The 12,950-nt window shown below is 57.7% G+C and carries 9 protein-coding genes and 1 pseudogene; 8 read left to right on the top strand and 2 right to left on the bottom strand.

Annotation, left to right across the window (positions count from 1 at the left end; genetic code table 11):
• The first annotated feature begins 40 nt into the window (after positions 1 to 40).
• The 3 genes and pseudogenes from malZ to O1722_RS18335 all read left to right on the top strand — a co-directional run bounded on the left by malZ (position 41) and on the right by O1722_RS18335 (position 5,934).
• A pseudogene (gene malZ / locus O1722_RS18345) lies at positions 41 to 1,857 on the top strand (maltodextrin glucosidase).
• A 91-nt stretch (positions 1,858 to 1,948) separates the two neighbouring features.
• Positions 1,949 to 4,558, top strand: a complete 2,610-nt coding sequence (locus O1722_RS18340) for a DUF2339 domain-containing protein (RefSeq protein WP_033486693.1) — start codon at positions 1,949 to 1,951, stop codon at positions 4,556 to 4,558.
• Positions 4,555 to 5,934: a DUF3999 domain-containing protein gene (locus tag O1722_RS18335; protein WP_033486692.1), complete on the top strand. Its 1,380-nt coding sequence runs from the start codon at positions 4,555 to 4,557 to the stop codon at positions 5,932 to 5,934. The genes O1722_RS18340 and O1722_RS18335 overlap by 4 nt, the downstream gene beginning before the upstream one ends.
• A 49-nt stretch (positions 5,935 to 5,983) precedes the next feature.
• On the opposite strand, the gene O1722_RS18330 is transcribed toward O1722_RS18335, so the two are convergent.
• Together O1722_RS18330 and acpH are read right to left on the bottom strand one after the other, a co-directional pair.
• Entirely contained in the window at positions 5,984 to 6,586 is a 603-nt protein-coding gene (locus tag O1722_RS18330) for a peroxiredoxin C (RefSeq protein WP_003859113.1), read from the bottom strand.
• Between the two features lie 127 nt (positions 6,587 to 6,713).
• A complete protein-coding gene (gene acpH, locus O1722_RS18325; RefSeq protein ID WP_015571305.1) occupies positions 6,714 to 7,295 on the bottom strand; it encodes an ACP phosphodiesterase in 582 nt (193 codons plus the stop codon).
• Between the two features lie 92 nt (positions 7,296 to 7,387).
• Between acpH and queA the strand changes: the two genes are divergently transcribed.
• The 5 genes from queA to secF are packed head-to-tail and all read left to right on the top strand — an operon-like array spanning position 7,388 to position 12,851.
• Positions 7,388 to 8,458, top strand: coding sequence for a tRNA preQ1(34) S-adenosylmethionine ribosyltransferase-isomerase QueA (gene queA, locus O1722_RS18320; RefSeq protein WP_033486690.1), 1,071 nt, complete (start codon positions 7,388 to 7,390; stop codon positions 8,456 to 8,458).
• A gap of 53 nt (positions 8,459 to 8,511) precedes the next feature.
• A complete protein-coding gene (gene tgt, locus O1722_RS18315; RefSeq protein WP_015571303.1) occupies positions 8,512 to 9,639 on the top strand; it encodes a tRNA guanosine(34) transglycosylase Tgt in 1,128 nt (375 codons plus the stop codon).
• 22 nt (positions 9,640 to 9,661) lie between these two features.
• On the top strand, positions 9,662 to 9,994 hold the full coding sequence (yajC, locus tag O1722_RS18310; protein ID WP_003859109.1) for a preprotein translocase subunit YajC: 333 nt from the start codon (positions 9,662 to 9,664) through the stop codon (positions 9,992 to 9,994).
• Positions 9,995 to 10,021: 27 nt separating this feature from the next.
• Positions 10,022 to 11,869 (top strand): protein translocase subunit SecD, encoded by a 1,848-nt coding sequence (gene secD, locus O1722_RS18305; RefSeq protein WP_017383164.1) that lies wholly within the window; start codon positions 10,022 to 10,024, stop codon positions 11,867 to 11,869.
• A 10-nt stretch (positions 11,870 to 11,879) separates the two neighbouring features.
• A complete protein-coding gene (gene secF / locus O1722_RS18300; RefSeq protein WP_003859105.1) occupies positions 11,880 to 12,851 on the top strand; it encodes a protein translocase subunit SecF in 972 nt (323 codons plus the stop codon).
• Positions 12,852 to 12,950: the final 99 nt, after the last annotated feature.

The raw sequence follows: 12,950 nt of genomic DNA, 5'->3' as shown, positions 1-12,950 counted from the left end.
TGTGGCAAGGTGACGTCAATTTCATCAAAGGGGATTCGTGATGTTAAACGCCTGGCACCTTCCGGTTGCCCCATTTGTTAAGCAAAACAAAGACAACCTTGTGATTACGCTCTGGCTGGCAGGGGACAATCAGCCTGAACGTGTGACCCTGCGCGCCGAAGTGGATAACGAAGAAACGTCGCTGAAAATGCACAAAGTGCGCAGCCAGCCGCAGCCGGGCGTCACGGCGTGGCGGGCAAATATCGATTTGCGCAGCGGGCAGCCGCGTCGCCGCTACGGCTTCAAGCTGCTGTGGAACAACCGGCAGCTGTGGTTTACCCCGCAGGGCTTCAGCCGTTTTCCTCCGGCCCGGCTGGAGCAGTTTGCCGTGGATCACCCGGATAACGGCCCGCAGTGGGTTAACGATCAGGTCTTTTACCAGATTTTCCCGGACCGCTTTGCGCGCAGCGAAAAGCGCAACGCCGATCAGGACAAGGTTTATTACCATCATGCGGTCGGTCACGACATCATTCTGAAAAAATGGGACGAGCCGCTGACCGCCCAGGGGGGGGATCGACCTTTTACGGCGGCGATCTCGACGGTATCAGCGAAAAACTGCCGTACCTGAAAACGCTCGGCGTGACGGCGCTGTACCTGAACCCGGTGTTTAAAGCGCCAAGCGTGCACAAATACGATACGCAGGATTATCGCCACGTTGACGAGCAGTTTGGCGGTGACGAGGCGCTGCTGCGGCTGCGGCACAACACGCAAAAAGAGGGTATGCGCCTGATCCTTGATGGCGTGTTCAATCACAGCGGTGATTCTCACGCGTGGTTTGACCGTCATAATCAGTCGATGAGCGGCGCATGCCATAATCCGGACTCACCGCAGCGTGACTGGTACAGTTTTGATGAGAATGGCCGCGCCCTGGACTGGCTGGGCTACCCGAGCCTGCCGAAGCTCGATTTCCAGTCGCCATCGCTGGTGAATGAGATCTACGGCGACGACGACAGCATCGTGCGCCACTGGCTGAAAGCGCCGTGGAACATGGACGGCTGGCGGCTGGACGTGGTGCATATGCTGGGTGAATCAGGCGGGGCGCGGAATAACCTTCAACATGTCGCCGCCATTACCCGGTCGGCAAAAGCGGCCCGGTCGGAAGCGTTCGTCTTCGGGGAGCACTTTGGCGACGCGCGTCAGTGGTTGCAGGCTGATGCAGAAGACGCGGCGATGAACTATCGCGGCTTCACCTTCCCGCTGTGGGGTTTCCTCGCTAACACCGATATCTCTTACGATCCGCAGCATATCGACGCCGAAACCTGCATGGCGTGGATGGAAAACTATCGCGCTGGCCTGTCGCATCAGCAGCAGCTGCGGATGTTTAACCAGCTCGACAGCCATGATACCGCGCGCTTTAAATCATTGCTGGGTAAAGATGTGGCGCGTCTGCCGCTGGCGGTGACCTGGCTCTTTACCTGGCCGGGCGTACCCTGCATCTACTATGGCGATGAAGTGGGGCTGGAGGGGAATAACGATCCGTTCTGCCGTAAAACCTTCCCGTGGGAGAGTGAAAAACAGGATCAGGATCTGTTCAGCCTTTACCAGCGTATGGCGACGCTGCGCAGGCAGAGTCAGGCCCTGCGCTACGGGGGCTGTCAGGTGATGTACGCCCACGATAACGTAGTGGTGTTTGTCCGCGTCTATAACCAGCAGCGCGTGCTGGTGGCGATCAACCGGGGCGAGGCGTGTGAAGTGGTGCTGGAAGATTCACCGCTGCTGGCCGGTAAAACGTGGAAGATCAAAGAGGGTAAAGCGACGTTCCAGGAGAGCGTGCTCACGCTGCCCGCGATCTCCGCTGCGGTCTGGTTCGGCAGCTAAGCGCAAGCAGAATGGTTTTCACCTTTTAAGATGGCGCAAATGCAACGATTTGTGTCAATCTTAGCGGATCGTTTACGGTGAAGGTGGAAACATGGACGAGCTTTACATCCTTGGCTGTTTGTTCCTGGTTTTTGCGCTGGTCGTGGCACCCGTGCTCGCGGTGATAGGTTTTAACCGAAGCACGGCGGCGCGGCAGGAGATCGCCCGGCTTCGCCAGCGCATTGAGGCGCTTGAGCAGCGCGGTGTCACTGAGAAAGCGCCGGAGCCGGTGCAGACCGCCGCGCCGGTGGAGACGCCAGCGTCGGTGGCAGAAGCCGTTACCGCACCTGTCGATCCCTGGCGTCCCGAACCGCCCGTCACTGAAGCAGAACCAGCGCTTGTACCGGCGGCAAAACGGCCTTCCGCCTTTGGCGGCATCCTGTCCTCGCTGACGCGCTGGTTTATGCAGGGCAATCCGCTGGCAAAACTGGGGATTGTACTGCTCTTCCTCGGCCTCTCTTTCCTGCTGCGCTATACCGTTGAACATTCACTGTTTCCGCTTGAGCTGCGTCTTGCCGCCACGGCGCTGTTTGCCATGGTTCTGCTGGCCGTTGGATGGCGGCTGCGGCACAGGCAGCGGATCTACGCGCTGATCCTCCAGGGCGGGGCGACCGGCGTGCTTTATCTAACCGTCTTTGGCGCATTCCGGCTGTGGCAAATGCTGCCGATGACGCTGGCGTTTGCGCTGCTGGTGGTGATTTGCGCGGCGAGCGTCGGGCTGGCCGTGCTGCAAAAGGCGCTGAGCCTTGCCATGCTGGCGAGCCTCGGCGGATACCTTGCGCCGCTGCTGTTGTCTACCGGAGGCGGCAGCTTTGTGGCGCTGTTCTCCTTCTATCTCCTGCTTTCCATCGGCATTCTCGCCATCAGCATCTGGCAGCACTGGCGCGAGCTCAACCTGCTCGGGCTGCTCTTCACGTTTGGCGTTGGCGGGGTATGGGGGCTGAGCGACTACCAGCCTGAAGACTATGCTATCTGTCAGCTGTTCCTGATTGCCAATACGCTTATTTTTGGCGTGTTTAGCGTGGCGCTGTCGCTGCGGGCGCAGGAAAAAGGCAAACAGATTATTGACGGCGCACTGCTGTTTGCTCCGCCGCTGATTGGTTTTGGGATGCAGTATGGCATGACGTCTCACTGGACGTACGGCCCGGCGCTCAGCGCGCTGGGCTATGGTGCGTTTTATCTCTCACTGGCGTTTCTCGCACTGCGACGCTATCCGTCTGTCGGGCGGCCACTGGTTATGGCGGCGCTGGCGATCGGCGGCGGGTTTGCCACGCTTGCCATTCCGCTGGCGCTTTCAGCGCGCTGGACGGCGATGGCCTGGGCGCTGGAAGGGCTGGGTATTCTCTGGCTGGGCGTGCAACAGCAGCAGCGGCGCATGAGCTATAGCGGGACGGCGCTGCTGGTGCTGGCGCTCGGCAGCGCGATATGGGCGCAAATGGACGGCGTCACCTCGTTGAGCCTGCTGCTTATTTTCGCAGTGCTCAGTCTTTGCTGGCTGGCTGCGGCCTGGCTGTGGCAGAAAATCGCACAGCCGGGCAGTTGGGCATTGCTGGCCGGTGGGCTGCTGTTCTGGTTAGTGGCGCTGCTGGGCGCGTCGCAGCTGTTCCTGAAGCAGGAGTTATCGGTCCTGGCAGGCGTAATGGCGCTGACGGCGGCGTCGGCCTGGGGATGGCGGCAGGCTGCCGCTCGTCTGGCGTGGCGGGAGCTGGATGCCAGCAAATGGCTGCTGTGGCCGGTGATGCTGCTGATGGTGCTGTATCAGATCTGGCAACAGCAAATCCTGGCGGCCGGCTGGGCAAATCTGGCCTGGGCTATTGCGCTGCCTGCCGCCCTGATGCTGCTGCGGCGCGACGAAGATAAACTTCTGCCGCGCATCTCAATGGGGCTGCATCTGTCGCTGGTGTGGATGATTTTACTCGCCATAGCCGCCGAGCTTTACTGGTTTGCCCGCTCCCTGCCGTGGGGCATGGCGGCCTGGGGAAGCGGCATTGCGATGGCTGTTGGCGGTGGGGTGATTATGGCGCTCTCCGCGGCCGTACGGCGTCGCGGGTGGCCGTTCCGGGTATGGCCTGCGCTCTACGCCTGCCTTGCCGCGATCCCTGTGGTTGTGGCGCTGGTGGTATTGCTGGTCGTGACCAATTTGCAGGACGGTGTGGTCTATCAACAGACATGGCTGCCGCTGGTGAACCCGCTTGAGGAAGGGGCGGCGTTCGCGCTGCTGGGGCTGGTGGTGTTTTATCGGGAAGTGGATCGCTACTATCCGGCATCGTTTGCGCAGTCCCGTCCGTGGCCCGCCGTTGTGCTGATGGCCCTGGGTTTCTGGTGGCTTAACGGCGCATTGCTGCGCGCGCTGGCGTGGTACGGCGAGGTGGCCTGGAATTGGGAGTCGTTGTGGCATTCGCGGCTTATCCAGACCACCTTTGCCCTGTTCTGGATGTTGTGCGCGCTGGTGGTCATGATCCGCGCCACCCGTCACGCCTCCCGTCAGCAGTGGCTTGGCGGTGCGGCGCTACTGGGGGTGGTCATGCTCAAACTGATGCTGGTGGACAGCGCGGGCGGTGGCGGCCTGGCGCGCGCCGTCGCGTTTATTGGCGTGGCGATCCTGGTCCTGATTGTGGGCTATTTCTCGCCGCTACCGCCTAAGGCAGGAGAAGAAAAATGAAATGGATGAACGCGGTTGTTTGTGCGGCACTGCTGGCCGTGGCCGGTCCGGCATTCAGCGAGGGCGCGCCAGCGGAATCCCCGCGGGATTATGCCTATGGCCTGTCCCTTGATACCTCTGCCTCTTCGCCGTGGTATCGGGTCATGCTGCCGCTGGCGGTTTATCAGCAGAGCACATCGCCCGATCTGCGCGACGTGCGCGTGTTTAATCAGTCGGGCGAGCCGGTACCGTTCAGCCTGGTTACCACGACGCGTCCGCAGCCGGCACCGACCACCACGGCGCTGCGCCTCTTTGCGCTTAACGCCTCGCCGGGCGGAGAAGAGGACAGCGGCGATAAAATTATGCTACGGGCCAGAAACGGCGTGGAAATTGTGCTGGAAGGGCAACACGCGGCGGCTGCCGGACAGCACTATCTGCTGACCCTGCCGGAAAACGCGACGGAGGTTCCGCTCTCTCAGCTCCAGCTTTTCTGGGACACGCCGCAGGGCTCGTGGCAGGGGACGGCATCGGTCTATTACAGCGAGGATCTGAAAAACTGGTATACCCTGCGCGAAGAGATGCCCCTGCTGGACGTGATGAGTGGACAGGATCGCCTGAAGCTCGACCGCATCGATACCGATCTGGTGTTATCGCCTGAGGCGAATCGTTATCTGCTGCTGGTGCTGAACACGGGGCGTTCTGCCCTGACGTTAACCGGCGTCAACGCGATTAACGCGACTGAACAGCCGGAATCTGAGCACATTAGCCTGGCGGGAGAGGGGGAGCGGTTATCCGAAAGCGAAGCCGTGTGGCGCTGGAAACATCCGCAGCCTCTGAGTGCGATCGGCTTCATGCTGAATGGCGACGGTGTTCTCCCGGCAGAAATAGCCTGGCGGGAGGCGGATAAGGATCGGTGGCATACGCTGAAAAAAGAGGTGATCTACCAGCTCGGCGGCAAAACGTCTGAACCTGTTCCGCTCCCTGGCGGGCTGGTCGAGGCGGTAAAAATCAAGACCCTCAATGCGCGTTTGCCTGAGAACCTGCCTGGCGTGACCGGGCAACGCGTGCGCTACGATCTGGTGTTTAACGCGCAGGGGAAGGGGCCGTACCTTCTCGCGTGGGGGAACGGGGCTGCGAAACCGGCGAGCGTGGAGACGGATATGCTGATCCCGACCGAACTGCGTAAAACCTACGATCTGGCAGCCCTGCCGATGGCGGATACGCTGGAACCTGTCCCGCTGGGTGGCGAGGCGCGTTTAACCGCGACGTCTGCGGCTGAGCAGGAAAGCAGAATGAAAACGCTGATGGTCTGGGGCGTACTGATTGCGGGGGTGATGGTGCTTGCGGGTATGGCATGGCGCATCTGGCGCGAGGTAAAAAAAGACGGCGCAGCATAAGCCATAAAAAAACCCGCGTATTCGCGGGTTTTTTGGTAAACCGTGCCGATTACAGGCTGGATACGTTCTCAGACAGGTATTTAGCTACGCCGTCTGGGGAAGCCGCCATACCTTCTTTACCTTTTTCCCACTGAGCCGGGCACACTTCACCGTGCTCTTCGTGGAACTGGAGCGCGTCAACCATGCGCAGCATTTCGTCGATGTTACGACCCAGCGGCAGATCGTTCACAACCTGGTGACGAACGATGCCGTTCGCGTCGATCAGGAAAGAACCACGCAGTGCAACGCCAGCGTCCGGATGTTCGATACCGTAAGCCTGCTGGATTTCGCGTTTGATGTCCGCAACCATCGCGTATTTCACTGCACCGATGCCGCCGTTTTCGACAGGGGTGTTACGCCATGCGTTGTGTACAAATTCAGAGTCGAAGGAGACGCCAACCACTTCCACGCCACGCTTCTGGAATTCTTCGTAACGTTTGTCGAACGCGATCAGCTCAGACGGGCAAACGAAAGTGAAGTCCATTGGCCAGAAGAACAGAACGGTCGCTTTACCGTTGGTGTGCTGTTTGAAGTTGAAGTTTTCAACGATTTCACCATTGCCCAGAACGGCGGCAGCTGTAAAATCCGGAGCCGGACGAGTTACCAGAACCATATGATTCTCCTGTAGATACTAAGGTTATTTGGAACGCAACGCGGGCCAGTATAGAGGCAGTACGGGAATAAGACAAAGAGGTGGTAACAATCGTTCCACCAGCTTTTACCTATCAATCGAACCGACTTCACAGTTCTTTATTTTTCGCCTGCGTCATCATACGCGGGTAGAACTGCCAGAAGCGGGTTTCCAGCGCATCATAATGTTCATCCAGGTCATGCCATGAGTCGCGCAGCGCGTCCAGACGCGGTCGACGGCTCGCCATGCCGTTCAGGACGTTCTGAATGAAATCCATCTCGCGGTATCGCTCCAGCCAGCGTTCAGACCAGAGATAGTTATTCAGATTCACAAAGCGCGGCGGGGAGTCCGGCAAAATGATCGACACCTGCGCGTGGGCGTAGCGCACAAACTCAGGCAGCGACATATCAGGCGACAGCCGGGACCAGTGGCGCGACAGGAAATGATCCCACATGACGTCGAGCGTGATCGGCGCCACGCGTCGGGTTTCGGGGCGGAACCAGGCTTTGGCTTCCGTCACTTCCGGCAGGTTATCGGTCAGCACGTCGATGCGGCGGTGCATAAAAATCCCGTCGACAACCTCAGGGGAGTACGCTTCCGCGGGGTTGCCGCGTACAAAATCGGCCAGCAAATTGCCGGAGAGGGAGCTGTCCGCGAGATGAGCGAGATGCAGGTGAGCGAGAAAATTCATGCGTTTTCGTTGTCCGGTGGCGGCTAGTTGTTGCAGCAAAAGGGTGTGAGCACTAGACTATGCCGCCTGTTTTTAAGTCACGAGTATACGTCATGCGCGTCGCCGATTTCTCCTTTGAACTACCTGAATCCCTGATTGCTCACTACCCCATGCCTGAGCGTAGCAGCTGTCGCTTGCTGTCACTGGACGGGCCAACGGGCGCGCTGACGCACGGTACTTTCACCGATCTGCTCGACAAGCTCAACCCTGGCGATCTGCTGGTCTTTAACAATACCCGCGTGATCCCGGCGCGTCTGTTTGGCCGTAAAGCCAGCGGCGGTAAGATTGAGGTGCTGGTCGAACGTATGCTCGATGATAAACGTATTCTGGCACATATTCGCGCCTCTAAAGCGCCGAAGCCGGGCGCTGAACTGCTGCTGGGGGATGACGAGAGCATCAAAGCGACCATGACCGCGCGTCACGATGCGCTATTTGAAGTGGAATTCAACGACGAGCGCACGGTGCTCGATATCCTCAACGCCATCGGCCACATGCCGCTGCCGCCGTATATTGAGCGCCCGGACGAAGAGGCCGACCGCGAGCTGTATCAGACTGTCTACAGCCAGAAGCCTGGCGCGGTGGCGGCGCCAACGGCGGGCCTGCACTTTGATGAACCGCTGCTGGAAAAGCTGCGCGCCAAGGGCATTGAGATGGCGTTCGTGACGCTGCACGTTGGTGCAGGCACCTTCCAGCCGGTGCGCGTGGACAGCATCGAAGACCACATCATGCACTCTGAGTATGCCGAAGTGCCACAGGAGGTTGTGGATGCGGTGCTGGCGGCGAAAGCGCGCGGTAATCGCGTCGTGGCCGTCGGTACAACGTCGGTACGTTCCCTTGAGAGCGCTGCGCAGGCCGCGAAAAGCGAGCTGATTGAGCCGTTCTTTGGCGATACGCAGATCTTTATCTACCCGGGCTATGAGTACAAAGTCATTGATGCGCTGGTGACCAACTTCCATCTGCCTGAATCGACGTTGATTATGCTGGTTTCCGCGTTTGCGGGGTATCAGCATACGATGAACGCCTACAAGTCTGCGGTAGAACAAAAATATCGCTTTTTTAGCTACGGTGACGCGATGTTTATCACGTACAATCCGCAGGCTTTGAATGAGCGTGTCGGGGAATAAGTCCGCGGCACCGTATTACAACGTTGGACTGTTTTTCTGACGTCGGAGAAAAAATGAAATTTGAACTCGATACCACCGATGGCCGCGCGCGTCGCGGTCGTCTGGTGTTTGATCGCGGCGTGGTAGAAACCCCCGCGTTTATGCCTGTGGGCACGTACGGCACCGTAAAAGGAATGACGCCGGAAGAAGTTGAAGCCACTGGCGCACAGATTATCCTCGGCAACACCTTCCACCTGTGGCTGCGTCCGGGCCAGGAGATCATGAAGCTCCACGGCGACCTGCACGATTTCATGCAGTGGAAAGGCCCGATCCTCACCGACTCCGGCGGTTTCCAGGTGTTCAGCCTGGGCGATATCCGTAAGATCACCGAGCAGGGCGTACACTTCCGTAACCCGATCAACGGCGATCCAATCTTCCTCGATCCGGAAAAATCGATGGAGATTCAGTACGATCTCGGCTCTGACATCGTGATGATCTTCGACGAATGTACGCCTTACCCGGCCGACTGGGACTACGCGAAACGCTCTATGGAGATGTCTCTGCGTTGGGCGAAGCGTAGCCGCGACCGTTTTGACGCCCTGCAGAACAAAAATGCGCTGTTCGGCATTATTCAGGGCAGCGTTTACGAAGATTTACGCGATATCTCGGTTAAAGGTCTGGTAGAGATAGGCTTTGATGGCTACGCTGTCGGCGGTTTGGCTGTGGGTGAGCCGAAGGAAGATATGCACCGCATTCTGGAGCATGTCTGCCCGCAAATCCCGGCGGATAAACCACGATACCTGATGGGTGTGGGTAAACCAGAAGATCTGGTGGAAGGCGTACGTCGCGGCATTGATATGTTCGACTGCGTTATGCCAACCCGAAATGCGCGTAACGGTCATCTGTTCGTTACCGATGGCGTGGTGAAAATCCGTAACGCGAAGCATAAGAGTGACACCAGCCCGCTCGATTCCGAGTGCGATTGCTATACCTGTCGCAATTATTCTCGCGCGTATCTGCATCATCTCGATCGTTGCAACGAGATTTTGGGGGCGCGTCTCAATACCATTCATAATCTTCGTTATTATCAGCGCTTAATGGCTGGTTTACGTAAGGCTATCGAAGAGGGTAAATTAGAGAGCTTCGTGACCGATTTCTACCAACGTCAGGGGCGGGATGTTCCACCGTTGAACGTTGATTAATTTTAATAATGAGGGAATTTGAATGAGCTTTTTTATTTCTGATGCGGTAGCAGCAACGGGTGCACCAGCGCAGGGCAGCCCGATGTCTCTGATTCTGATGCTGGTTGTGTTCGGTCTGATCTTCTACTTCATGATCCTGCGTCCACAGCAGAAGCGTACTAAAGAGCACAAAAACCTGATGAACTCCATCGCGAAGGGCGATGAAGTCCTGACCAATGGTGGCCTGGTGGGTCGCGTAACCAAAGTAGCGGAAAACGGCTACATTGCTATCGCCCTCAACGACACCACTGAAGTGGTTATCAAACGTGACTTCGTAGCTGCCGTTCTGCCGAAAGGCACCATGAAGGCGCTGTAATCCCAACTTTTCCCAAAGGGAACTGCCGTGTTAAACCGTTATCCTTTGTGGAAGTACATCATGCTGGTCGTCGTGATTATCGTCGGCCTGCTGTACGCGCTTCCCAACCTGTATGGTGAGGATCCGGCCGTTCAAATCACTGGCGCGCGCGGTGTCGCCGCCAGTGAGCAAACGCTGATCCAGGTCCAGAAAACGTTACAAGAAGAAAAAATTACCGCTAAGTCTGTGGCACTGGAAGAGGGCGCAATTCTTGCTCGCTTCGACACCACCGACACGCAGCTCCGCGCACGTGAAGCGCTGATGGGCGTGCTGGGTGATAAATATGTCGTGGCGCTTAACCTTGCTCCTGCAACCCCACGCTGGCTGGCTGCGCTGAACGCAGAGCCAATGAAACTGGGTCTTGACCTGCGTGGCGGCGTTCACTTCCTGATGGAAGTGGATATGGATACCGCGCTCGGCAAGCTACAGGAACAGAATATCGACAGCCTGCGCAGCGATCTGCGCGATAAGGGCATTCCGTACACCACCGTACGTAAAGAAGATAACTACGGCTTGAGCATCACGTTCCGCGACAGCGCGGCACGCGATCAGGCTGTGACCTATCTGTCTCAGCGCCACCGCGATCTGGTGATCACCTCTCAGGGCAGCAACCAGCTGCGTGCGGTAATGACCGACGCGCGTCTGAGTGAAGCTCGTGAATACGCCGTTCAGCAGAACATTAACATTCTGCGTAATCGTGTAAACCAGCTGGGCGTGGCTGAGCCACTGGTACAGCGTCAGGGTGCTGACCGTATCGTGGTCGAACTGCCGGGTATCCAGGATACCGCCCGTGCGAAAGAGATTCTGGGCGCGACGGCGACCCTGGAGTTCCGTCTGGTTAACTCCAATGTCGACCAGGCTGCTGCGGCTTCAGGCCGTGTACCGGGCGATTCCGAAGTGAAACAGACCCGCGAAGGCCAGCCTGTTGTGCTGTACAAACGCGTGATCCTGACCGGTGACCACATCACCGACTCCACTTCAAGCCAGGATGAGTACAACCAGCCGCAGGTTAACATCTCGCTGGATAGCGCAGGTGGCAACATCATGTCTAACTTCACCAAGGACAACATCGGCAAGCCGATGGCGACCCTGTTCGTGGAGTACAAAGACAGCGGTAAGAAAGACGCCAATGGCCGTGCCGTGCTGGTGAAAGAGGAAGAGGTGATTAACATCGCCAACATCCAGTCTCGTCTGGGTAACAGCTTCCGTATTACCGGTATCAGCAACCCGAACGAAGCGCGTCAGCTCTCTCTGCTGCTGCGTGCCGGTGCGCTGATTGCGCCAATTCAGATTGTTGAAGAACGTACCATCGGTCCAACCCTGGGTATGCAGAACATCAAACAGGGTCTGGAAGCGTGTCTGGCCGGTCTGGCGGTGTCCATCATCTTCATGATCTTCTTCTATAAGAAGTTCGGCCTGATTGCGACCTCCGCGCTGATTGCCAACCTGGTGCTGATCATCGGTATTATGTCTCTGCTGCCGGGGGCGACGCTGACCATGCCGGGGATTGCGGGTATCGTCTTAACCCTTGCGGTGGCGGTCGACGCCAACGTACTGATAAACGAACGTATCAAAGAAGAGCTGAGCAACGGTCGTTCTGTACAGCAGGCGATTGAAGAAGGCTACAAAGGAGCGTTCAGCTCCATCTTCGATGCGAACGTAACAACACTGATTAAGGTTCTTATCCTGTATGCAGTGGGTACTGGCGCGATCAAAGGCTTTGCGATTACTACCGGTATCGGTGTCGCAACGTCGATGTTTACCGCTATTGTCGGCACCCGTGCCATCGTGAACCTGCTGTACGGCGGCAAGCGCGTCAAAAAGCTGTCTATCTGAGGAGTGCGTTGTGGCACAGGAATATACTGTTGAACAATTGAACCACGGCCGTAAAGTCTGGGACTTTATGCGCTGGGACTACTGGGCCTTCGGCATTTCAGGTTTTCTGCTGATCTTGTCCATCGTCATTATGGGCGTGAAAGGCTTTAACTGGGGTCTGGATTTCACCGGTGGTACGGTGATCGAAATTACCCTGGAAAAACCGGTCGATATGGACCAGATGCGTGAGTCTCTGCAAAAAGCGGGCTTTGAAGAGCCGCTGCTACAGAACTTCGGCAGCAGCCGCGACATCATGGTGCGTATGCCGCCGGTACACGATGCCAACGGCAGCCAGGAGCTGGGCAGCAAGGTCGTCCAGGTTATTAACGAAACGACCAGCCAGGATGCAACGGTTAAGCGTATTGAGTTTGTCGGCCCGAGCGTTGGTGCTGACCTGGCGCAGACCGGTGCGATGGCGCTGCTGGTGGCGCTGATCTCGATCCTGATTTACGTCGGTTTCCGCTTTGAGTGGCGACTGGCGGCAGGCGTGGTTATCGCCCTGGCGCACGACGTGGTGATCACCATGGGCATACTGTCTCTGTTCCACATTGAGATTGACCTGACGATTGTGGCATCCCTGATGTCCGTTATCGGTTACTCACTGAACGACAGTATCGTGGTATCTGACCGTATTCGTGAAAACTTCCGTAAGATCCGTCGCGGCACGCCGTACGAAATCTTTAACGTGTCGTTGACCCAGACGTTGCACCGTACGTTGATCACCTCCGGCACCACCCTGATGGTGATCCTGATGCTGTTCCTGTTCGGTGGCCCGGTGCTGGAAGGCTTCTCGCTGACCATGCTGATCGGTGTGTCTATCGGTACGGCCTCGTCTATCTACGTCGCGTCCGCACTGGCGCTGAAGCTGGGCATGAAGCGCGAGCATCTGATCCAGCAGAAAGTCGAGAAAGAAGGGGCGGATCAGCCGTCCATTCTGCCGTAAGAGTCTTATGTAGTATCGAAATCCCGGCCTGTTGGCCGGGATTTTTTTTGTCTGCATCTCACAAACACTCCTGACAGTATGCTGTCAGGAGCCCTGTCG

The organism is Enterobacter cloacae complex sp. HYC003_NIDB (genome assembly GCF_056673375.1).
Note: the sequence above shows the minus strand (reverse complement) of the source record. Positions and strands in the feature narration are given on the sequence as shown.